Here is a 22,644-nt window from a genome sequence, read left to right as displayed (position 1 = left end):
CCTCGTTCCCTTTTTTCACACCACAAAACTATTCAATATTCTGTACCTGTTCGCGGAACTGATCAATTGTTGCCTTAAAGTCCAAACCGATCCGTGTTAAATCCACGTCTTGGGCTTTTGAACATAGTGTATTGGCCTCACGATTGAATTCCTGACATAGGAAATCAAGTTTGCGTCCACAAGGGCTGCCTTTTGCCAGCAGATCACGTGCGCCTTCAATATGGGCACGCAAACGGTCCAACTCTTCGCGCACATCGGCTTTAGTCATCAAAATAGCAGCTTCTTGTGCAATGCGTTCTTCATCCAAATCAGGTAAATCTTCCATCACATCTTTAAGCTGGCGTACCAAGCGTTTGCGCAAGACATCGGGTTGCGCACCTGCGCATGTTTCTGCTTTTGTACACAGTTGTTCAATCTCGTTAATATGGCCAAACAAGACGTGTTCCATCCGTCCGCCTTCGCTGATACGATTGTCCAGAAGATCATCCAATGCTTCCTCTAAGCTAACCATCATTTTGCCATAGGCAGCTTCGCGATCCGCTTCACTTTCGCTATCATCAACAGTTTCAATGACCCCGCGCAATCCCATCAACCCATCAACTGAAGGCGCATTCACACCGGGAACCTTGGTTTCGATCATTTTCATTACGTCGATCAACTGATTAAGTAAATCCTGATTGATCCGATAACCCGTTTGATCTTGGTTATGCGAGATATTTAGACTGAGCGCCACGCTACCGCGTTTAAAACGTTGAGAAATCGCCTTGCGGGCCGGTAGATCCAGAGCATCAAAGCCGGATGGAATGCGCAAACGTATGTCAAGTCCCTTGGAATTGACACTTCGCACTTCCCAAGTCCAGTTGTAATTACCATATTGGGCACTGGTGCGGGCAAAGCCGGTCATGGAATTGATGGGCACGAACTTAGTCTCCTTCGATTCAATATTTGACAGACCTTATACCTTTCTTGATAAGCTATTGTCTATGAAACATATTCTGATTACGGGTGCCTCCAGTGGGATTGGCGCAGCATTGGCTCTTGAATACGCACAAGAAGGCCATCATCTTTCCTTAAGCGGGCGAAACCACGAACGTTTAAATACAATTGCACAATTGTGCGAAAATAAAGGTGCACATGTGCATACCGCCCTTATTGACGTATGCGACCGCGCTGCCATGACCGATTGGCTGTTAAAAACAGACGCAAGACATAAAATTGATTTAATTATCGCAAACGCTGGTATTTCTAATGGTTCAGGCAATGCTGACAACTGGGAAGAAAGTACACGCGATATTTTCGCCGTCAATCTAGCAGGCACCTTAAACACCATCTTACCCCTTCTCCCCACAATGGTTGCACGCGGGTCTGGGCAGATTGCTTTAATGAGTTCTCTTGCCGGGTTTCGTGGTCTTGCCAGCTCACCGGCCTATAGTGCCAGCAAAGTCTGCGTCAAAGCCTATGGTGAGGCCTTGCGCCTGCGTTATGGCGCAGACGGATTAAAGGTTAATGTCATCTGTCCCGGTTTTGTTGAAAGTGGCATCACACGCCAAAACACCTTTAAAATGCCCCTGCTGATGAGTGGGGACAAAGCGGCTCGCCTGATCCGACGCGGCCTTGATAAAAACAAAGCCATTATAACATTCCCTTGGCCAATGGCCCTTGCGACTCGATTATTTGCCAGCCTGCCCTTATGGTTGGTTGAAGGCCTCAGTACTTTTATGCCGAAAAAGGAATAGCCATGCCTTTCGATGCGCAACATAAAGCCAGCCATGAAAACCAACTTGAAACAGACAAAGAAAAATTATTTTGTGCGGCCTGTGGGCATCTGATTACTTTTGCCGACCAGCATATTGTCATGAAAGGAGATCATGAACATACGGTTTTTAATCCGGCTGGCATCATATTCACCATCGGCTGTTTTCAGGATGCACCGGGTTGCTTGACAACAGGTCAGAAAAGTACCGAATTCAGCTGGTTTCCCGGCTATAAATGGCAACTTGCGCACTGTTCGCATTGTCAACGCCATCTGGGTTGGATGTTTTGCAACCCATCGCAAATACCAGCCTATTTTTTTGGTCTCATTAGAAACCGCTTATCCAAAAAAAACTAGCCACTAATACCTTATGGTAATATGAAAGCCTGTTATCTCTCCTATAATGACATATAGGGGAAAAGGGGGGATATCATGAATGATGATCATTTTGCAATCGGGGAAACACTGATCCGTTATGTGCATGAAATCTACGCGGCTTGTGAGTGTACACAAAAAAGTGAAAAATGCCTTTGTTTTGAAGATCCTTACGATTTGCCCTGTAAATGCAAACGTATGATTATCGTTCGCCAACAAATCAAGGCCATCAACACGCAGTATTAATGCAGGAAAGAGCTTTTAAAACTTGGGGCTCAGGTGATAGAGCATAAACAACGTCGGTATCCACAAACCAATCCAACCGATAATCATGCCTGTACGCGTATAAATGCCGTTGCGATAGAAACGGTAAATCATAAACGTTAATATAATCGCAGCGCCGATCAGGACGAGCATATTTCCAAGGTGCGTTTCCATTTCCGACAATCTCCTTTATTTGCCCATCCTATACCAGTCTAGAAGAGACAAATACCTTGACGTTTGGCAATCAGTCGCGACTTCTTTCAATTTTACGCCATTGCGCAACATTGCGATTATGTTCTGCTAAGGTCTTGGCAAACGCATGTCCGCCTGTGCCATCCGCCACAAAATAAAGCGCATCGGTTTTGCGTGGGTTAAGCACAGCTTCAATAGACGCACGCCCGGGATTACAAATTGGTCCTGGCGGCAATCCATAGTTCGTATAAGTATTATAAGGCGTGGGTGTTTTCAAATCTTTGCGCGACAAGGGCCGCCCCAAAGGTTCCTGCCCCATCGTAATCCCATAGACAACTGTTGGATCCGTTTGCAGGCGCATACGTTTTTTCAAACGATTGATAAACACACCGGAAACCAGACCACGTTCAGCGTGAATCCCCGTTTCTTTTTCAACAATTGAGGCTAAGATCAAGGCTTCTTCTTTGGTCTTAAACGGTAATCCGTCTTGACGGTTTTCCCAAAGCTCATCCAATGTTTTTATCATTGCCTCTTGCATATGGGACAGAACAGCCGCACGGTCCATTCCACGATGATAACTGTACGTTTCCGGCAACAAACTCCCTTCGCCCGGAATATCGCTCACTTGGCCCTTCAGCCCTTCTTGCGCGTTTAACTGTGCAACGATCTCAACTGCTGTCAAACCTTCTGCAATAGTCAATCGGTGCAGGACCGTTTTGCCTTCTTCCAGAATACGTGTCACCTGTTTGGGTGTGACACGGGCCGGAAAAAGGTATTCCCCCGCTTTCAGCTGTTTATCCAGTTGGTTAAAACGCAAAACAATTCGAAAAACCAACGCGTTGTTGATCACGCCTTCTTTTTCCAGAAGGTGTGCGATAGTTGCAACTCCACTGCCTTGCGGAATAATCACAACTTTTTCCTGCGTCAACACCCAGGACCGGGTAAAGTTTTTTGCCAACCAATAGGAAAAACCGCTACCGGCAAAGACCACAACAACGATTAAACCAACAAGAAAAGCCGAAACCTTCTTGACGGAAGATTTCGGCTCGTTCTTTTTACTTTTTGATTGAGGCTTTTCAGCGTCGCTCATCCAGCACCTTAGTCAATAGACTTGAAAACTAAAGAAGCGTTCGTGCCACCAAACCCGAAGGAATTGGATAAGGCCACGTTGACTTCGCGTTCTTTCGCCTGTAGGGGCACCAGATCCATATCACAACCTTCAGACGGGTTATTCAGGTTCAAGGTCGGCGGAACAACGTTGTTCTGGATGGACAGTAACGAGAAGATTGCCTCTACCGCACCGGCAGCACCCAACAGGTGACCGATGGCAGATTTGGTCGAGGACATGGACGGTTTTTTGTAATGTTCACCCAACAGACGTTTCACCGCACCGTGTTCAATTTCATCACCCAACGGTGTGGAAGTCCCATGTGCGTTGATATAATCAATATCTTCCACATTGATGCCCGCGCGTTTAATGGACGCCTGCATCGCGCGGAAACCACCATTACCATCAGACGCCGGTGCCGTAATATGATAGGCGTCGCCGGACATCCCGTAGCCGATCACTTCGCCATAAATTTTGGCACCGCGTTTTTTGGCATGTTCATATTCTTCCAAGACAACGACACCAGCACCTTCGCCCATAACGAAACCGTCACGGCCCTCGTCCCACGGACGAGAGCCTGCCGTCGGATCATCATTATAAGATGTGGACAGCGCTTTGGCTTGTGCAAAACCTGCCATACCCAGACGGCAACATGCAGCTTCAGCACCACCGGCAACCATAACGTCGGCATCATCAAGGGCAATAATACGGGCTGCATCACCAATGGCATGCGCCCCGGTTGCACAAGCTGTCACAACCGCGTGGTTGGGGCCTTTGAAACCGTATTTAATAGAAACATGGCCGGACACCAGATTAATCAGGCTTGCTGGAATAAAGAAAGGTGACAAGCGACGCACACTGTTGGTTTCAACCGTCACCGCCCCTTTGGAAATCTCAGGAAGACCACCAATACCGGAACCGATCATCACACCTGTGCGGAACAGTTCTTCTTCGTCATCCGTTTGAATGCCGGCATCTTCAACCGCTTCGGTTGCCGCAGCCAGACCAAAGACGATGAAATCGTCCATACGGCGGCGCTCTTTCTTAGATACATAATCTTCGAAATTAAACAGACCTTCCCCTTCACCAAGAGGAACCTGTCCGGCAATTTTTGCAGGAATATCGGAAACATCGAATGATTCGATGACATTAATGCCGGATTCGGCATTCAGAAGTTTTTCCCAAGTCGGTTTTACTCCGTTTGCCAACGGAGACACCATACCCAGGCCTGTAATGACAACACGTCTCATGTCTGATCAAAATCCTTTGAGGTCGTCAGAAAATGTTAGGCGTAGAAACAAGAATGAGCGCAGACCACAAAATCAGGGCCGACGCTCACATCTCATAACACTTGGCTTAAGGAATTAAGCGTTTGCTTCGATGAAGTCGATAGCATCCTTAACAGTCAAGATTTTTTCAGCAGCATCGTCCGGAATTTCACAGCCGAATTCTTCTTCAAAAGCCATAACCAGCTCAACAGTGTCAAGGCTGTCAGCGCCCAGATCGTCGATGAAGCTAGCGTTTTCAGTAACTTTTGCTTCTTCTACGCCGAGGTGTTCAACTACGATTTTCTTTACGCGCTCTGCGACATCGCTCATCTTAATAATTCCCTTAACGGTATTGATACAAAAGGTCTGCCCCTAAGCACAAACGGGACATCCCCCTCTCTTGTTTGATCTCGTTCCCAGCTTACATAGCTAGGATTGAGGTTTGGTAGCACAATTTTTCAGAAGGCGAAAGCCCTAATGTGAAGGCTTTGCACCCTTTAAATCATCGCCATGCCGCCATTGATATGCAAGGTCTGACCTGTAACGTACTGGGCTTCATTCGATGCCAGATACACAACCCCTGCTGCAATCTCTTCCGGATTGCCCATACGACCTGCCGGAATTTTAGTCAACATACCGGATTTTACATCATCAGACAGCTCGTCCGTCATCGCGGTTGCGATATAGCCCGGTGCAACGCAGTTGACTGTAATGCCTCGTGATCCGACTTCGTAAGCCAATGATTTAGAATAACCAATCATACCGGCCTTGGACGCGGCATAGTTGGTTTGACCGGGGTTGCCCGTCACACCAACAATCGACGTAATACCGATAATACGACCCCAGCGTTTTTTCATCATGCCACGCAACACAGCCTTGGACAATTTAAAGGCTGCCGTCAGGTTGACATTCAAAACCGCATCCCAATCATCATCTTTGATGCGCATAGCAAGGTTATCACGAGTCAAACCTGCGTTATTGACCAGAATATCCAAAGACCCCATGGCTTCTTCTGCCTGTTTGGGCAGGGCAGCCAGCGCTTCATCATCCGACAAATTACAGGGCAGAATATGAACACGATCATTGCCGATTTCAGCCGCCACTTTTTCCAAGGCTTCAACACGCGTTCCGGTTAAGCCAACGGTTGCGCCCTGTGCATGCAGTGCTTTTGCAATCTCTGCACCGATCCCGCCGGATGCGCCTGTGATGAGTGCACATTTACCTGTTAAATCAAACATAATATCTATCTTACCCTTTTGCCCTTAAAGTGAACCGAGGAAACTTTCAATATCCGCCGGACCATTGACGGCCACACCGGACAAAGAACGATCAATACGTTTTGCCAAACCGGACAGAACTTTACCTGTCCCCAATTCGACCAATTGTTCCACGCCTTGTTCTTTCATATACAGAACACCTTCGCGCCAACGAACAGAACCACAGACCTGTTCAACCAACAGCTTGCGAATCTCTTCCGGGTCAGTCACTTTTTCAGCCGCCACGTTGGCAACAATCGCAACACTCGGCGCGTGGATCGTAACACCGGCCAGAGCTTCAGCCATCGCATCCGCCGCCGGTTGCATCAATGCACAATGGAATGGGGCGGATACCGGCAGCAAAACAGACCGTTTCGCGCCTTTTTCTTTTGCGATTTCAATCGCGCGTTCAATCGCTGCCTTCGCACCGGATAATACGACCTGACCCGGCGCATTATCGTTTGCAGCGGTACAGACTTCGCCTTGTGCAGCTTCGTCAGCCACGGCTTGCGCATCTTCAAGGGAAAGACCAAGGCATGCCGCCATCGCCCCTTCGCCAACCGGAACGGCGGCCTGCATGGCCCGTCCGCGCACTTTCAACAAACGTGCGGTATCCGCCAATGAAAAAGCACCCATTGCTGCCAACGCAGAATATTCGCCCAAGGAATGCCCGGCGACCATATCACAATGATCTGCAAGTTTGATATTGCCTTCTGTTTCCAACACACGGGCGACCGCGATGGAAACCGCCATCAAGGCCGGTTGTGCATTTTCCGTCAGGACCAGTTCATCATCCGGGCCTTCAAACATGATCTTGGAGAGGTTCTGCGACAGCGCCTCGTCCACTTCCTGGAAAACTTCACGGGCAACGGCGAAAACATCAGCCAGTTCCTTGCCCATACCAACGGCCTGAGAGCCTTGGCCGGGGAAAACAAATGCGCGGGTCATCTTACGAACAATCCTCAGTCAATGTTAAACTTCAATTACAGTTGCAAACAAATATAGACTTGTTCCATTGTGATCAAGAAAAAGGGGATTTTTTCTGTCTTTTTCAGTCAGTTTTACATAACTTTGGACGTTAAGAGCGCAGGAAACCAGCTTAATTCTCCACTGCCTTGGCGAATTCCACGATATGACCGTTGCAATCTTCCACCATTGCGACCTCAAAATTCCAAGGCTTGACTTCCGGTGTAACCAGCGCTTTGGCACCATTTGCAAGGGCGTGAGCAAATGCGGTTTTCACATCATCCGGCTCCAGCGTGATTTGTGCCCCGATCAATCCGTTCGCGCCCCCTGCCCTTGTATAAGAACGTTTTAAAATATCACTCGCAAGACTATGTGCTGCAAAACCCAATGTCGTTGCACCTGTTTCCATCTCTGCATAATCACCGCTTTCGTGGATAAAGCGCCGCGTTAAGCCGAATGCCTTTTCATAAAATTCTACCGTTTCAACGATATTTTCGACATATAAAATTGTATAAGAGAGTTTCATGTTTCAACCTGTTCAATCTTTGACGATAGTCTCAGCTTAAAAACATCTGATTATCCTGTATTGTATGATTGGGACATCAAGTTCAACGGCGTTTTTCCCGTTATCTTTTTAATCTGGCGCGTCATATCGGCTTGATCAAAAAAACCGGCTTCCAGCGCGACTTGGCATAAATTCAGGCGTGTAGAATCTTGTGTTAATTTTTGAAACTTAAGCAAGCGATATGTGTTGCTATATTGACGCGGGGAAATTCCATAAAGCTGAGTAAAGTCCCGATAAAACCGTTTGCGCGATATGCCCATTGTTTGTGCCAACCGGGATACACCAACAGCATGAACAGACTGCATCGCCTGCGCCCTTTGCCTTTGCACATCATCAAAGGATAAGCGTTGGCGCAGGTGATTTTCCATCCAGTTGATAAATATATCAAACGTATGTGGACTGATTGCCAGTTGATCTTCCAAAACCGCGTAACTATCAGCAAAAGGGCTCTCAACCAGACAATCGCGCAGGCTAGCGACATTCATTCTGAACGCAATGGCTGCCATTCCTGGATGAAAACGAACCCCGAGATAGATATCTTCATCGGTCAGCGAAACGGTTCGCGCAATACTCATTGTTCCACAGAGGGAAGAAAACAGCCGCCCATCACGATAACGAAAAATGAGGTCCATTGCCGCATCAGGCAAGATCAAAGCTTGCCCCTGCCCCGATGCCGTATCGCCACGCGATATCCAAAAGCAATCCACATATTGTGCCAACTGTGCACAGCTTGGTTTGCGTTCTTGATACATGGCACCTCTGCTTCGTTATCTAAACAACCTTTTTAGGGGCCAAATTGTTGACACTCAAGGCCAACAAAATAATGACCGCGCCGATCATTTGTAAGCCCGTCAGCGTTTCCCCCAACACCCACCACGCCAAGATCATAGTCATAATCGGCTGAGAGAGCGAGAAAAACGAAACAAAGGTCGATGACAAAACACCCATTGACTGAATATAAAGGTTCATCCCCAAGACTTGTGACACAAACGCGATTGCGACCAAGACGGCCCAGCCTTCCCAGCTTTGCGCAATCAAGATTTCCTGATTAAAGATTGCCAAAGGAGCCAGCATCAAAATAGCCGTCGCATTTGTCCAGTTCACCACCGTTTTTGAACTACAATATCGGCGCATCCGCGTTCCACACAGAAGAAACCCGGCGTAACACACCGCAGACAACAAGGCTTCGATACTGCCTTCACCCATCGCAACCCCACCATTAATCGGGTCCAGACCGGACATAAAAAAGGCACCGGGGGCCGCACAGACAAGACACAACAAAGCATATTTACTCGGACGTTCCTTTAAAAACACCCATGCCCCCAAGATCACAAACAACGGTGCAAAATTATTCAGAAAAATCGCAACACCCACGCTGCCTTTGATATAGGCATGGTGTAACAAGGCAACTTCGCCGCCCAAGAAAAGACCACAAGCGATTCCATAAGGGGCAAGTGTGCGCCATGAAACTTGCGATACAGTGGCGCGTTGCGTTCCAGCGGGTGAATGAAAAAAGATCATGCCCCATCCCCACATCATCGGCATGGCAAAAAACAAACGATAGAAGGCAGACGCCGTCGGTCCCACGTCCGCAAAGCGGGTGATCACATTACCAACACTGAAACAGGCAACACCAAAGAATAAAGCGATCATCGCCAAAGCCTGCGGACTAAGCGTCGGCAAGGCTACGATTTGATTTCTACGCATCGTTTTAACCTTGAAACAAAAGGGGATTGAATTTGACTGGACAATACCGCAAAAAGCTAAAATAATAAAAACGAATTAATTTTATTAAACCCATAACAAAATCTTATTTGAAAAATGTCACTTGATCCAGAATGCCTGAAAGCTTTTGTCACGGTTGCCGATTGCGGCAGCTTCACCCGCGCGGCACAAATCCTGAACCGGACACAGGCCGCTGTCAGTCAACAGATTAAAAAGCTGGAACTTTTATTGGATGCGCGCCTGTTTCAACGCCATAGCCGGGCGGTTTCCCTGTCCAGTCATGGGCATTTACTTCTGGGATACGCCAAACGCTTACTTGCTTTACAAGACGAAGCCATCCACGCCTTTCGCGAAGCCGATACAAAATGTACAGTTCGACTGGGCACACCGGATGATTACGCCAGCAGTTTTATGCCCACCATCATCAATGCCTTTGCCCACGCCCATCCCAATGCGGAAATCGAAGTCCGGTGTGATTTAAGTATCGACCTTTTAGACTCCCTTAATCGCCATGAAATCGATCTGGCGCTGATCACCAAGCAAGCCAACAACACAACGGGTGAAGATGTTCGGGTTGAGCCTCTCGTCTGGGTGGGGGCAGCTGGCGGCATGGCTTATATGCGCGATACTCTCCCGCTTGCGTTATTCAGTTCATCTGATAGCAAATGCATGTTTCGTTATGGTGGCTTAGCTATTCTTAAAGAGGCCGGACGCGATTACCACATTGCCTATACCAGTCGCAATACATCCGTCGTGCTGGCCGCTGTACGTGCGGATACGGCGGTCGCTATTCTTGCACGATCTTCGGTGCCGCCAGATTTAACCATTCTTGATGATCAACATGACCTCCCCCCTTTGCCCGAAATTCGCATTGCATTGCACCGTCGCACCGGGGAGCGCAATCGCATTATCGACGATTTCGGTGACCATATTGTGAAAACCTTGTCACTTGATTAAGTGCAAACGATCCAGACGTAAACGATGACGATCATCGCTGAGCCGCCAAACCGATAAAAAGATAGCAACTGTCGTTCCAATCGCCGTACCACCTGCAATCAAAAACATGACCAAAGCTTGATATTTCGCGGCTTCCACTGGGTCGGCCCCGGCCATCAATTGCCCGGTCATCATACCGGGGATGAAAACCAGACCAGATGCCGACATGGAATTGACAATACCGATCATCCCGGTTTGCAGGGCAGAACGCACAACCGTTTGCGTTGCCTGCCATTTGGTGTGACCCAAGGCGAGGCGGGCCTCAATCATATCGCGTTCCCGATATAAAACATCCATGACGTGGGATAGTCCCACCGCCATCCCCGTCATGGTATTTCCCAGAACCATCCCCAGCAGCGGGATAACATAACGGGCCTGATACCAGGGTTCTGCCTTGATTTGTACCAATAAGGCAAACAACGTAACAATCGCCGCTGCCATAAACAAACTGCCTGTCCCGATGCCATAGGTCCAGAACCCACGTAAACGCCGTTTCTGTCTTGCAGTCACCTCATATCCGGCAAACCCGATCATCACAAGGGCGGCAACCAACGTCCAAAGGGCAGCTTGACTGACAAATAAATAACGCAACACATAAGCCATAAGGGCAAGCTGCACCACCATACGCAGGGCCGCAACCAACAAGGATACGGCAACACCCGTGCGATACCATAACGACACCGCCGCATGCATAAATAACAATAAACTGCCAATTGCCAGCTCTGTATACCCGATCGTAATCATGGTTTTGCCTCTTCAACGACAAAGCCATCTTCAATACGCCAGATTTTTTGGGCAAACCTGTCCACTTGACGTTCATCATGGCTGACAAACAGAACACCAATACACTTGGTCGTTAAATAGTCCTGTAACAAAGATTCGACTTGACGTGCGTGTTTATCATCCAAGGCTGAGGTTGGTTCATCCAGCAGCAGAATACCGACCTCATCCCCCTTATGAACTTCCAACGCCCGAAGCAGGCAAAGCCGTTGTGCCTCCCCACTGGATAAACGACTAACCGGCCAGTTTATCGCCTCGGATGAAAGGCCAACACGCCCCATCATATCCACCAACCAGTCCAAGTCTTGAAAATGCGCTTTGACCTCATCCTCCCACCAAGTGGCCTTTGGGCCAACATAAGTGACCTGTTGACGCCATGCAGGGGCAGCTATGACATCACGGTCTTGATCTTTTAATGAAAGTATTCCTTCATTTTCCAATAAATCCGCCAGCCCTTTTAAAAAGACGGATTTCCCCGCCCCTGAGGGTGCACACAAGGCGATACATTCCCCGAGCTGAAGACAAAGCCCGGATGCCTTAATATTTAAAACGTCAAGCTTTTCAATTTTCAGCAACAGGCGTTACCTTTAAGTGACAGTTACCAAAAAAACACATGAGATTTTTCTCTTTTAAATTAATAGTTTAATATCTATATTTTACCAAATAGGATAAATACGCCTTCTCGATAACAAGAAAACAGCTTGAGAATGACGAAATACAGGCGGTAATTCAACCAAACAAGGATCAAAAATGAAACGCTTATATATTTTCGCTATTATGCTCAGCCTCGGTGCCCTGAGCGCGTGTCAAACGACTGTGCGCTCCCCCGAAGTTAAAGTAAAAGGCCCCGGCGGTATCGAAGTCGAAGTCAAAGACGGCGACAGCAAAAGCGGTGACGGGAAATTTTGCCCTCCGGGTCAGGCCAAAAAAGGCAATTGCTAAATTCAGACAATCACCTGCAAGACATATAGACGACAGCAGGCTATATGTCTTGCAGGTCAACCTGCGGGCACGCGGTCCAAGAAATGATATATTTTGGTCAATAAATCAGCCAGATCAAATGGCTTTGTCACATAATCGTTAAATCCGGCATCCCGTCCCGCTTTCACATCGTTCGGCATGGCCGATGCACTAACGGCAATCACGGGAATATGTTTTGTTCGAGGGTTCTCACGTAGATACTTCAGGGCTTCTATTCCTGTCATACCCGGCATACAAATATCCATCAAAATCAAATCAGGAAGCTGTTCTTCTGCAATTTTCACACCTTCCTCCCCATCCATACTGACGAGGAACTCGCAACCTTCAACCTCTTGAATAACCGCTGACATCAATTTGATATTTTCACGATTGTCTTCAACATATAAGATTTTTCGATGTAAAGGTAGAGTGTCTGACTGCACAACATCTTCCTCGACTACACCAGGAAGACAGGTTTCACCCTCATCATCCAATTTATCGCACAACGGAACCTCTACCCAAAATGTAGACCCTTTATCCTTTGTACTTTCAAAATCAATACATCCGCCAAGACTTTCAATAATACGTTTCGCAATCGTTAAACCAATCCCCGTTCCTTCAACCTGTCCACTTTCGTGACCCAAACGTTCAAACGGCTTAAACAACTTACCCTGTAATTCTTCACTGATACCGACACCTGTATCACCAACTATAATCTTTAAACGGCCTTCCAGAAGTTCCGTTGATATACGAACTTCACCACCTAGTTTATTGTATTTGATGCCATTGGATAACAAATTCACCAAAACCTGGCACAGTCGCGTCTGATCTGTTCTTAAATAGGGAAGCGTCTCAGATTGCGTCATATCTACAATTGCGATCTTTTCATCACGCGCACGCGCAGAAACAAAAGAAAGGCTCTCCACAAGAACATCCTCAGCACGCACACAATCCAGATCAATTTGCATTTCCCCCGCTTCGATCTTATTTAATTCCAGCAACTGATCAATCAGCGCCAGAAGAAATTTCCCGCCAGTAATAATTTGGTCAACCGATTTCTTTTGTTTATCGACCAAAGGAAAACGGCGCGATTGATTTAGTAACTGAGCAAAACCAAGGATCGCATTTAAAGGGGTTCTCAATTCATGGCTCATCGAAGACAAAAATTCAGACTTTGCCGCACTGGCCCGTTCTGCTTCTTCATGGGCCTCTTTTAAAGTGGCTGTGCGTTCTTGAACTCGTTTTTCCAACTGGTTATTCGCCTCAATGACCTGACGTTCGCTTTCTTCGCGTTTTTCAATATTAGATTTCAGCACATCCAACATGGCGTTAAAACGCTGTGCTAATATGCTAAATTCATCCTTTCCCTTAACTGGCAATCGTTCACCAAGATTTTCCGGTGAAATACGTTCTGTCAAATCACTTAAAGATTTTAATGGCGCTGTAACTCGCATGGCAATGATGACAGCAACGATACAAGACAGAACAAAAGAAATCACAACAAAAAGAATTGTTATTTTTTCAGCATTAATCAATTCACGTTCAAACGCGTCCCCTTCACGTTTGGACTCCTTCAAGGCATCTTCATATAAGTCAAATGCTTTGGATTGAATAGTCCGTGACACTGGTTCCACATGCTCTTCAAAAAATTCATAAAGCGTCGACGGTGTTGCGACTTTATCATTATACAGCACCATAAATTCATTGATTGCCTTAATGAAGCGTTCCGTCAAAAACAATAAATGCGTAACGTCTGCTAATTCATCTTTTTCTAGATTTACAGCTCCTAAATTAGCCTGATCTTTATGATCGATGTTCTCGGAAAGGTCCCTTTCCACCACAGCGCGCCATTCAGCCCCTATTTGTTGCAATTTTTCAATATGTTCTTCAACGATTTTACTGGCCCGCGAGATTTCAATTTCTTTTGGGTTGATCAACAATTCCAGCATCATTTCGCGCAAATTCGATTTCACACGTTGAACAGCATAATTGAAATGAGAGGAAAGCTCGACTTCCTTCACATTCACATGGATCATCTTGTCGATATGATCACGGCTCGCCTGACTGGTTACCACCATCACCAAAAATGGAAAACACAGAATTCCAACCAAACATATAAAACTGACAATCAATTTACTTCGAAGCTTCATATTCAACACTCAGTCTTCGTTATACGACGATAATCTTTATTTTTTGGTTATAGAGTATACTCATGTATATCCACAATTGAAAACAAAAGGGAATACCCACCTCAAAATTCTTGCCTTTATTTTCAAGACAATCGTGCGATTCATTTCCCTTGCATTCCCTACATTATTCTGTATATTCCCGCCTTTCAAACTGCCTCCTTGCCGGAATCTGTTGGTTCTGGCTATGCCTGCAAGAAATGCTCATGCGGAGTATTTTCAAGGGCTGAGACAATCCATAGGGAGTTATATCTATGGCGTTTTATGAAAGCGTGTTTATTGCACGTCAAGACGCTTCGGCTGCCCAAGTTGAGGGTTTGCAAGACTCTTTAGCGTCCGTTATCGAAGAAAACGGCGGTAAGGTCACGAAGCGCGAATATTGGGGCCTGCGCAACATTGCGTATCGCATGAAGAAAAACCGCAAAGGCCACTACGTTCTGTTCAACCTCGATGCTCCGTCTGCTGCTATTGACGAATTTGACCGTCAGCTGCGTCTCAATGAAGACGTGCTGCGTCACCTCGTTATTCGCGTTGAAGAACACGAAGAAGAACCGTCTGTCATGATGCAAAAAGGTCGTGATGAACGTCCGCGTCGCGGCAAAAAAGAGGGAGAATCCTAATGGCTGGTCGTCGTCCTTTCTTCCGTCGTCGGAAATCTTGCCCGTTCACAGGCGAAGGTGCACCGAAAATCGACTATAAAGATGTAAAGCTGCTTTCACGCTACACATCCGAACGCGGGAAAATCGTTCCGAGCCGTATCACGGCCGTTTCTGCAAAGAAACAACGTGAGCTGTCTCGCGCCATCAAACGTGCCCGTTTCTTAGGCCTGATGCCGTACGTCAGCAGCAACTAAGTTAATTAACTTGGTTTTTGCAAGGTTTCGTACCTTGCATAAAAGGAGCGCATGGAAATGCAACTCGGTGAAGATAAAAAACTCCCTTTCAATATGAAGGTCGTTTTCTTCGCTGTTGGTGGAGGCGCACTGAGCGCGATACTGGCTTTATCGCTGGTAACGGGTTCCGGTCTCGCTCTTATCCTCGCATATCTGGCGCCTTTCCCACTGTTTTTGGTGGGATTGGGAAACGGAGGCAAACCTGCCGCCATTGCCGCCTTCGCGGGCATCGTATTTGCCATACTGCTGGGTGGTCCCCTATCGGGATCTATTTTTGCAGTAATGAATACGCTTCCGTGTTGGCTTGCGATCAGGTTGGCTTTAACGTCCCGCACCCAAGATGGTCGTGAAGAATGGTTCCCTTTGGGCAACATTCTTGTGACTTTCGCGGGTTACGGCAGCGCGCTGTTTGTTATGGCTTTGATCTTTTTGATCACACCGACAGACAGTATTGCACAATTGGTCAGAGACTTTTTGTCCACGCTCATTGGCACAATCGCCGCTTCGCTCTCAGCGGAGCAAAAAGAAGGTTTCGTCGATCAGATGAGTAACTTCTTTCCGGCGATGGTTCTTGTTTCATGGATGTTGATGACCACGATAAACGCCGTCTTGGCACAAGGTGTTTTGACCAAATCGGGCAAAGCACTACGTCCTTCCCCAAAATACGGGGAACTGACATTGCCGGACCTTGCATCTTGGGCGTTTGTGGCTTGTGCAACCGTTACTGTTGTGGCCAGCGGCGACATTGAATATGTCGCACGTAACCTGACAGTAGTAATGGCATTGCCGTTTCTGGCTTTGGGCCTAACTGTGGTTCACAAGCTGGTGCGCATGACCCGTTTTTCCGGTGCCTTATTGGCCGCCTTTTATTTGCTGTTGCTCTTGTCCATATGGGTGGCGTTGCCAGTCATTGGATTGGGATTGATTGAACAATGGATCGGTTTGCGAAAAAGAATTCCTTCGCAGCCCCCATTTCAGGAGAATGACTAATGCAAGTTATCCTGCTTGAACGCGTAGAAAAATTGGGCCAGATGGGTGACCTCGTCACTGTTAAGCCCGGTTACGCTCGCAACTATCTGCTGCCGCAGAAAAAAGCGATGCGCGCTTCTGACGAAAACGTAAAGTTCTTCGAAGCGCAAAAAGTACAATTGGAAGCCGCTAACCTGAAAGCCAAAGACGAAGCTGAAGCTGTTGCTTCTAAACTCAACGGTCTTAAGGTTGCTGTTATCCGCCAAGCCGGCGATATGGGCCAGCTTTACGGTTCAGTGTCCACGCGTGACATTGCAACAGCCGTAAGCGCTGCTGGTTTTACCATCTCTCGTCAGCAAGTTACCCTTGATCGTGCGCTGAAAACAATCGGTCTGCACGACGTTACCGTCAGACTTCACCCGGAAGTGGTTGTAACTGTTGTTGCAAACATCGCCCGTACAGAAGAAGAAGCCGTCATCCAGGCCGAAACCGGTTCTGTGAAAGTTGCTTCTGACGAAGACGAAGCGGAAGTCGAAGAAGTTGTCGAAGAAGCTGCTGAAGACGCAGTAGAAGAGGCAGCTGCTGAAGAAGAAGTATCCGAGTAAGTTCGAATACCCTTTTCAAGGCTTTAAAAAAGCGCGTCCCTGATTTTACGGGGCGCGCTTTTTTTATTGCCCAAGCACACATCTAAAGGTTACATGCATTTATTTGGTGTAAAGAGACTTTCCATAATAAATATTTGATATTATTTAACTTGCCTTCCTTATTTTAATCCCTCCATAATAACCTTAAGTAATCAATAAACGATAAAAACAAAACTCAGGGAGGGATATTGCAGATGGCAATCATCAGCCGTTCATTTACCTATCTATCACGTCGCCGCTTTATTCAGGGGGTTGCAGGTTCATCCGCTGCAATCCTGACAAGCGGTATTCCAAATTTAGCTCACGCATCAGATATGATCCCCTTTTTAAAGGCGTCATCCCTGTTGTGCGGGATAGAATTGGACCGTTCCTATATCCAATTGGGGGAACGTATATATCGGGCGCTCACCCATGGAGCACGTCCACAAGACCTCAAGTACTGGCAACGTCTTATTAATGTTCTTGCAAAATTGCCCATCAAAACGACAGAGAAACATCTTCATCAAAAATTAAAATCCATGGGCCCGCATTATCTTGAAAAAGCACGCCTGCTCGCCCGCGTTTGGTATACCGGACGTATTGAACGAACAACAGGCCCTGGAATAACCACATTCGAGGTCATCACCTATGACGAAGCCCTTGTCTGGCAAGCCTGCACCTTTACCAAACCGCCTGTTACATGCGGTGGACATTTTGGATATTGGCAACATCCCTATAGCGGGACGGGGGACGTATAAATGAGCGATACAATCAATAAAGCCGATATCGAAGCCGATATCATCATCATCGGGGCTGGCTTGTTTGGCGGACTGATGGCTTATGAACTGGCAAAAAAAGCAGACGAGGAAAACAAAGGCCTGAAGATTGTCATGATCGATTCAGGTCCGGTTGTTGATCGGGTGGAAGCCGTCCAGCGTTTTAAGAAAAGCCCGGTTAAAAACGGTAATTCCCCCTACCCCAAAGAACACTGGGCCCCCATTCCATCCGAAGAAGACCCGACCGATTATTATGTTCAGGACGGAAAAGGAGAGAAGGATCCGCTGAAACGTGTTGCTTTTGGTGCGCTTTATTTACGCAATGTCGGCGGGACATCTTGGCATTTCACCGGCCATGCCGAACGCATGTATCCGCAAGATTTTAAACTGAAAACCGCTTATGGACGCGGGAAAGACTGGCCGATTTCCTATGAAACGCTTGAACCTTATTACGCGCGTGTCGAACAGGCATGGGGGGTATCGGGCAATAACACGGTGGTGGCACCAAATCCGCATCCCTACCCCCTGCCCTATACGCCCTTAACCTATCTGGATCAGCAGGTCGATGTCGCCGCGCAAAAGCTTGGGGATTCCGTCGGCCCCATGCCCCACTGTCGCAACGCCGTTCCCTATGACGGTCGCCCCCAATGTTGCGGCAATGCAAGCTGTCGTTTCATCTGTCCCATCGGGGCGAAATACGATGGCAGCGTTCATGTGGAAAAAGCGCAAAACCTTGGGGCCGAACTCTATACCAATCATGTGGTTCGTCATATCGAAGTCGGCGCAGACCAACAAATAGATCATATCCGTTTTAGAAATTACGAGGATCCCAATAATCCGGTGGACGGTATTGCCAAAGCCAAGCTGTTTATCCTTGCAGCCCACGGCATTGAAAGCCCCCGCCTGCTGTTGATGTCCAAAAATGAGTATGCCCCACACGGGGTCGCCAATTCCAGCGATCAGGTCGGGCGTAATTTAATGAGCATGGTCGGTGTCAACGCGGGCGGTTATGCCCCGATGCCGGTTTATCCCTATCGCGGTCCCGTCAATGCAACAGGGGCTTTTTGGCAATTGCGCAACGGGGAATTTCGCAAAGATTTTGCCAGTATCGCCACCATCATCATCAATGGCGGGTTTGACCCGACCAATGGTCCGTTAAACGAAGCGGACCGTGCCATTGAAGAAGGTCGCTTCGGAACCGCGTTGCGCAATCAGGTCTTTAACACAACGGCAACTCAGGTCTATTTCGACAATTCCGTCGAAGTTCTGCCCGACCCTGAAAACCGCATGACGCTGGCATGGGATCAATTGGATGATACCGGACTGCCACGTCCAAAAATCAGCTATAAAATCGACGAATATTCGGTCGAAGGCGTTTATATTTCATGGAAACGGGCATGGGATATGCTGTGGGCGTTGGGGGCCAAAACCGATATGTATGGTGATCCTCTGACCAAACCCACCCGCAAAGCCTTTGATGCCTATATCGCCAAGCATGGCATTGCCAGTGGTGCCGCCATGATTGCGGGAACCACACGTATGGGGAACGACCCAAAAACATCGGTAGTGGACCCCTATTGCCGCAGCCACGATCACAACAACCTGTTTATCGTCGGGACCGGCACGTACGTCACCAGCGGGTCTGTTTCCCCCAGCCTGACGGCCGCGGCCATCAGTGTACGCAGTGCCGATCACATTTTCGAAACATTCCAGCAAGCATAAGGGACAAGGTACCATGAACGATAAACATACTTCATTCCTGAACATGCCGCGTCGCCGTTTCTTGCAAGGAGTCGGCGGTGCCGGGGCAACAGCCATGGGATTAGGCGCCTGCACAGTTACCCCCGGATGGATTTATACGGGCGAACCTTTACGCCAACCCGAAGTCGAACAATCCAAAGACGGGCAATTGAAAACCAAAGTCATCGCCCGAATGGGGAACTTCAAGCTGGCGGGTAAAGAGGTTTTCTTACGTTGCTATAACAACAAACCACTGGGCAATACACTGGATGTGCGCGCAGGCGATACGTTAAAGCTCAGACTACGCAACGATCTGCCATTCAGTCCCTATGACGGTCTTTGCCTGACCAAACCCGATCCCAGTATCGACAACACACCACGCGGGTTTAACGTCACCAACATGCACTTGCATGGGCTGCATGTCTCCCCCAAAAAACCTGCCGACGATATCTTTATCACCCTACAATCAGGGGAACATTTCGATTACGAATATCACATTCCCAAGACCCATCCGCCAGGCACTTATTTCTATCATGCCCATGTTCATGGCTCGACCGCCATGCAGGTTGCCAGCGGTATGGCGGGTTGTCTGATTGTACGTGGTGAACTGGACGATATCCCCGAAATCAAGGCGGCAGAAGAAAAAGTCATTTTCATCCAGACCCAACGCTTTGACAAAGATGGAAAATGTGAAAGTTTCAGCATCTTAAACAACGAAGACAAAGCCTATATCAACGGGCAATATCAGCCTGTTATCCGCATTAAAAAAGGCCAAGTACAACGTTGGCGTCTGGTCAATGCCAGCCATATGGTGCCGTTCAACCTGTCTATCCAGACTTATCGCTATACCACAACAATGCCGATGACATTGCTGTGTCGTGATGGCAACCCACTGCCCGCCACCAAAGAAATCGAAAGCCTTTATATGGTTGCGGGTAACCGGGCCGATGTGTTGGTCAAAGGGTTCGATCCCGGCACCTATTTTCTAGTGGGTGGTCCCGACTATGGCACACTGGCAACTGTAATAGTTGAAGACGAAGCCGTTCCCGATATGTCGCTATACGCAGGCCCCCTGCCTACTGCGCCGGAACTGGCCCCGATCCCGGAAAGTGAAGTTACCTTCGGGCGCCGTCTTGATTTTGATTTTGTCTATGGCGAGCATCCCAAATTCACCGTCAACAACCAACCCTTTTCCTGTGACGACACATGGAAAGTTCCCCTGAATGCGGTGGAAGAATGGGAAGTTTACAATCATACTGCCTATCCCCATCCCTTCCATATCCACGTTAATCCGTTTCAGGTTGTTTCCGGCGGCGGCATTGATCCGGGAACATGGCTGGACACGATGGAATTTCCGCCTTTCCAACGTATCAAATTCAGAACCCGTTTTCTGGATTTCACCGGCAAATACGTTTTCCACTGCCACAACCTGATGCACGAAGATATGGGAATGATGCAAGGGGTTGAGGTAATAGAAACCTGAAAACGGTTTTCTCAAAAAATCGTCGTCGGAAATGACAAACTCATGTAACAAATATATTCACTCTGTGAACAAGCATGTTATAACGTGACCATGACACATTCCGACGACGATATTCCTTTTGGCGGGGCTGATGAGCCACCGCTGGCCGATCCCGACGACTATGCCGCCGGTCCAGATGAAATGGGCCCGCAGGATGCGCCCGTTGACACCCCTGATATAGATCGTGATATCCAGTTGGCGGAGGCTGAAATCCAGCCCCCTGCCACCCAGACAGAATGGCTGCCCGCGCGTAAGAAAAATGTGCTGGAAATCGAAGGTTTCCGTACACCACCTTGTAACTTTGAAGCCGAAAAAGCCCTGCTGGGTGCCTTGATGGCAAACAACAAGGCTTATGATAAAGTCTCGGAATTTTTACGCCCTGAACATTTTGCCGACCCCATCCACACCAAAGTTTTTGCCGCCTGTATCGCCTTGATGGAACGCGGACAAATCGCCGACCCGATCACACTCAGCAACTTCTTTGATCGGGATCAGCAACTCAGTGAAATCGGCGGGAACGAATATCTGGTGGAACTGGCGGCCTCTGCCGTGACCATCATCAACGCAGCAGAATATGGTCGTATTATTTACGATCTGTATATCAAGCGCGAATTGATCCATCTGGGCACAGAAATGGTCAATAAGGCCCATAGCGGCGATGTAACCACAAACGCCGTTGACCAGATCCAGACCGCTGAACAAGCGTTGTTCAATCTTGCCTCTATGGGGGAGGTTGAAGGCGGGTTTAAAAGTTTCCGCGATTCCCTGTTTGAAGCCATCCAACAAGCCCAAGTCGCACACCAGCGCGGTGGAGGCTTGGCGGGTGTCACGACAGGTTTGCGCGATCTTGATAAGGCGCTTGGCGGTCTACACAAATCCGACCTTCTTATCCTTGCGGGTCGTCCCTCTATGGGGAAAACCGCGCTTGTCACCTGTATCGCCTATAACGCGGCCTATGCCTATAAACGGTCCCAAGGCAAAGAAGGCGGCGTTGTCGGTTTCTACTCCCTTGAAATGTCGGCAGAACAGCTCGCGGGTCGTATCCTGTCACAGGCTTGCGCGGTGAATTCCAGCGCCATGCGTAAAGGCGAAATGTCGAACGAGGAATTTGAACGCACCGTCGCGGCCTCGCAAGAATTGATGGATACGCCGCTTTATATTGATGATACGCCGGGCTTGACAGTCAGCGCATTACGGACACGCGCGCGTCGTTTGAAACGACAACACGGTCTGGATTGTATCATCGTTGATTATTTGCAGCTTGTCTCCGGTAGCCCGGAAACCAAAAACAACCGTGTGAACGAAATCTCGGAAATCACACGGGGGTTGAAAATGCTCGCCAAAGAACTGGAAGTACCCGTCATTGCGCTGTCCCAGCTTTCGCGTGCGGTAGAACAGCGTGAAGACAAACGCCCGCAACTGTCCGACTTGCGTGAATCCGGCTCGATCGAGCAAGACGCCGACGTGGTTATGTTCATCTATCGGGAATTTTATTATCTGGATCGAAGCGAACCTGTAAAACGCGAAAGCGAAGGCGACGATAAATATTCAGAACGTTACCAAATATGGGAACAACGCAAGGAAGAGATGGAAAACAGATCCGAAGTTGTCATCGCAAAACAACGTCATGGTCCGCTGGCTAATATTCCGCTCTACTTCAAAGGTGAGTTCACCCAATTCGGGGATCTGGACGAAGAACATATCCCCGACTATTGACCCAAAGACGAG

General features: G+C 48.1%; 26 protein-coding genes. 13 read left to right on the top strand and 13 right to left on the bottom strand.

Features of this window, described 5'->3' with window-relative positions; translation table 11 throughout:
• Positions 1–28: 28 nt before the first annotated feature.
• The gene (locus ACI0FF_RS06680; RefSeq protein ID WP_419799339.1) at positions 29–919 is read right to left on the bottom strand and encodes a YicC/YloC family endoribonuclease; all 891 of its coding nucleotides are present in this window, start codon (positions 917–919) and stop codon (positions 29–31) included.
• Between the two features lie 64 nt (positions 920–983).
• Between ACI0FF_RS06680 and ACI0FF_RS06675 the strand changes: the two genes are divergently transcribed.
• From ACI0FF_RS06675 to ACI0FF_RS06665, 3 genes are all read left to right on the top strand, one after another.
• Complete coding sequence (locus ACI0FF_RS06675) at positions 984–1,736, top strand: SDR family NAD(P)-dependent oxidoreductase (protein WP_419799338.1); 753 nt, start codon at positions 984–986, stop codon at positions 1,734–1,736.
• A 2-nt stretch (positions 1,737–1,738) separates the two neighbouring features.
• Complete coding sequence (locus ACI0FF_RS06670) at positions 1,739–2,110, top strand: cereblon family protein (protein WP_419799337.1); 372 nt, start codon at positions 1,739–1,741, stop codon at positions 2,108–2,110.
• A gap of 75 nt (positions 2,111–2,185) precedes the next feature.
• Positions 2,186–2,374, top strand: a complete 189-nt coding sequence (locus tag ACI0FF_RS06665; protein ID WP_419799336.1) for a hypothetical protein — start codon at positions 2,186–2,188, stop codon at positions 2,372–2,374.
• A 15-nt stretch (positions 2,375–2,389) separates the two neighbouring features.
• Here ACI0FF_RS06665 and ACI0FF_RS06660 read toward each other — a convergent pair whose 3' ends face one another.
• The 9 genes from ACI0FF_RS06660 to ACI0FF_RS06620 form a co-directional block, all read right to left on the bottom strand.
• A complete protein-coding gene (locus tag ACI0FF_RS06660) occupies positions 2,390–2,566 on the bottom strand; it encodes a hypothetical protein (RefSeq protein ID WP_419799335.1) in 177 nt (58 codons plus the stop codon).
• Between the two features lie 70 nt (positions 2,567–2,636).
• Positions 2,637–3,674 (bottom strand): endolytic transglycosylase MltG, encoded by a 1,038-nt coding sequence (gene mltG, locus ACI0FF_RS06655; protein WP_419799334.1) that lies wholly within the window; start codon positions 3,672–3,674, stop codon positions 2,637–2,639.
• 8 nt (positions 3,675–3,682) lie between these two features.
• Positions 3,683–4,942: a beta-ketoacyl-ACP synthase II gene (gene fabF / locus ACI0FF_RS06650; RefSeq protein ID WP_419799333.1), complete on the bottom strand. Its 1,260-nt coding sequence runs from the start codon at positions 4,940–4,942 to the stop codon at positions 3,683–3,685.
• Positions 4,943–5,056: 114 nt separating this feature from the next.
• Entirely contained in the window at positions 5,057–5,290 is a 234-nt protein-coding gene (locus ACI0FF_RS06645; protein WP_188662133.1) for an acyl carrier protein, read from the bottom strand.
• 167 nt (positions 5,291–5,457) lie between these two features.
• The gene (fabG, locus tag ACI0FF_RS06640; protein WP_419799332.1) at positions 5,458–6,198 is read right to left on the bottom strand and encodes a 3-oxoacyl-[acyl-carrier-protein] reductase; all 741 of its coding nucleotides are present in this window, start codon (positions 6,196–6,198) and stop codon (positions 5,458–5,460) included.
• Between the two features lie 24 nt (positions 6,199–6,222).
• Complete coding sequence (fabD, locus tag ACI0FF_RS06635) at positions 6,223–7,164, bottom strand: ACP S-malonyltransferase (RefSeq protein WP_419799331.1); 942 nt, start codon at positions 7,162–7,164, stop codon at positions 6,223–6,225.
• Positions 7,165–7,315: 151 nt separating this feature from the next.
• Positions 7,316–7,708, bottom strand: coding sequence for a VOC family protein (locus tag ACI0FF_RS06630; protein WP_419799330.1), 393 nt, complete (start codon positions 7,706–7,708; stop codon positions 7,316–7,318).
• A 50-nt stretch (positions 7,709–7,758) separates the two neighbouring features.
• Positions 7,759–8,499, bottom strand: coding sequence for an AraC family transcriptional regulator (locus ACI0FF_RS06625; RefSeq protein ID WP_419799329.1), 741 nt, complete (start codon positions 8,497–8,499; stop codon positions 7,759–7,761).
• Positions 8,500–8,518: 19 nt separating this feature from the next.
• Positions 8,519–9,454 (bottom strand): DMT family transporter, encoded by a 936-nt coding sequence (locus ACI0FF_RS06620; RefSeq protein WP_419799328.1) that lies wholly within the window; start codon positions 9,452–9,454, stop codon positions 8,519–8,521.
• 114 nt (positions 9,455–9,568) lie between these two features.
• On the opposite strand from ACI0FF_RS06620, the gene ACI0FF_RS06615 reads away from it, so the two are divergent.
• Positions 9,569–10,429 (top strand): LysR substrate-binding domain-containing protein, encoded by an 861-nt coding sequence (locus ACI0FF_RS06615; RefSeq protein ID WP_419799327.1) that lies wholly within the window; start codon positions 9,569–9,571, stop codon positions 10,427–10,429.
• On the opposite strand, the gene ACI0FF_RS06610 is transcribed toward ACI0FF_RS06615, so the two are convergent.
• Both ACI0FF_RS06610 and ACI0FF_RS06605 read right to left on the bottom strand, forming a co-directional pair.
• Positions 10,418–11,212 (bottom strand): ABC transporter permease, encoded by a 795-nt coding sequence (locus tag ACI0FF_RS06610; protein ID WP_419799326.1) that lies wholly within the window; start codon positions 11,210–11,212, stop codon positions 10,418–10,420. The genes ACI0FF_RS06615 and ACI0FF_RS06610 overlap by 12 nt on opposite strands.
• Positions 11,209–11,823 carry an ABC transporter ATP-binding protein gene (locus ACI0FF_RS06605; RefSeq protein WP_419799325.1) on the bottom strand — a complete coding sequence of 205 codons (615 nt, stop codon included), beginning with the start codon at positions 11,821–11,823 and terminating at the stop codon, positions 11,209–11,211. The genes ACI0FF_RS06610 and ACI0FF_RS06605 overlap by 4 nt, the downstream gene beginning before the upstream one ends.
• A gap of 175 nt (positions 11,824–11,998) precedes the next feature.
• On the opposite strand from ACI0FF_RS06605, the gene ACI0FF_RS06600 reads away from it, so the two are divergent.
• Complete coding sequence (locus tag ACI0FF_RS06600) at positions 11,999–12,190, top strand: hypothetical protein (protein WP_417830933.1); 192 nt, start codon at positions 11,999–12,001, stop codon at positions 12,188–12,190.
• Positions 12,191–12,246: 56 nt separating this feature from the next.
• Here the strand turns inward: ACI0FF_RS06600 and ACI0FF_RS06595 are convergent, their stop codons facing one another.
• Positions 12,247–14,358: an ATP-binding protein gene (locus ACI0FF_RS06595; protein ID WP_419799324.1), complete on the bottom strand. Its 2,112-nt coding sequence runs from the start codon at positions 14,356–14,358 to the stop codon at positions 12,247–12,249.
• Between the two features lie 290 nt (positions 14,359–14,648).
• On the opposite strand from ACI0FF_RS06595, the gene rpsF reads away from it, so the two are divergent.
• The 8 genes from rpsF to ACI0FF_RS06555 all read left to right on the top strand — a co-directional run bounded on the left by rpsF (position 14,649) and on the right by ACI0FF_RS06555 (position 22,632).
• Complete coding sequence (rpsF, locus tag ACI0FF_RS06590; protein ID WP_419799323.1) at positions 14,649–15,014, top strand: 30S ribosomal protein S6; 366 nt, start codon at positions 14,649–14,651, stop codon at positions 15,012–15,014.
• Positions 15,008–15,247 carry a 30S ribosomal protein S18 gene (gene rpsR / locus ACI0FF_RS06585; protein WP_229734246.1) on the top strand — a complete coding sequence of 80 codons (240 nt, stop codon included), beginning with the start codon at positions 15,008–15,010 and terminating at the stop codon, positions 15,245–15,247. Before rpsF ends, rpsR begins: the two co-directional genes overlap by 7 nt.
• Positions 15,248–15,298: 51 nt before the next feature.
• Positions 15,299–16,276 carry a DUF2232 domain-containing protein gene (locus ACI0FF_RS06580; RefSeq protein ID WP_419799322.1) on the top strand — a complete coding sequence of 326 codons (978 nt, stop codon included), beginning with the start codon at positions 15,299–15,301 and terminating at the stop codon, positions 16,274–16,276.
• Complete coding sequence (gene rplI, locus ACI0FF_RS06575; protein WP_419799321.1) at positions 16,276–16,860, top strand: 50S ribosomal protein L9; 585 nt, start codon at positions 16,276–16,278, stop codon at positions 16,858–16,860. Before ACI0FF_RS06580 ends, rplI begins: the two co-directional genes overlap by 1 nt.
• 233 nt (positions 16,861–17,093) lie before the next feature.
• Positions 17,094–17,636, top strand: coding sequence for a sugar dehydrogenase complex small subunit (locus ACI0FF_RS06570; protein ID WP_419799320.1), 543 nt, complete (start codon positions 17,094–17,096; stop codon positions 17,634–17,636).
• Entirely contained in the window at positions 17,637–19,376 is a 1,740-nt protein-coding gene (locus ACI0FF_RS06565; RefSeq protein ID WP_419799319.1) for a GMC oxidoreductase, read from the top strand.
• 13 nt (positions 19,377–19,389) lie between these two features.
• Positions 19,390–20,877 (top strand): multicopper oxidase family protein, encoded by a 1,488-nt coding sequence (locus tag ACI0FF_RS06560; RefSeq protein ID WP_419799318.1) that lies wholly within the window; start codon positions 19,390–19,392, stop codon positions 20,875–20,877.
• Positions 20,878–20,967: 90 nt separating this feature from the next.
• Entirely contained in the window at positions 20,968–22,632 is a 1,665-nt protein-coding gene (locus tag ACI0FF_RS06555; RefSeq protein ID WP_419799317.1) for a replicative DNA helicase, read from the top strand.
• The last annotated feature ends 12 nt before the right edge of the window (positions 22,633–22,644 follow it).

This window comes from Terasakiella sp. 4MB5A (assembly GCF_050058155.1).
GTDB lineage: Bacteria > Pseudomonadota > Alphaproteobacteria > Rhodospirillales > Terasakiellaceae > Terasakiella > Terasakiella halodenitrificans.
This window is presented reverse-complemented; position numbering and strand designations above follow the sequence as displayed.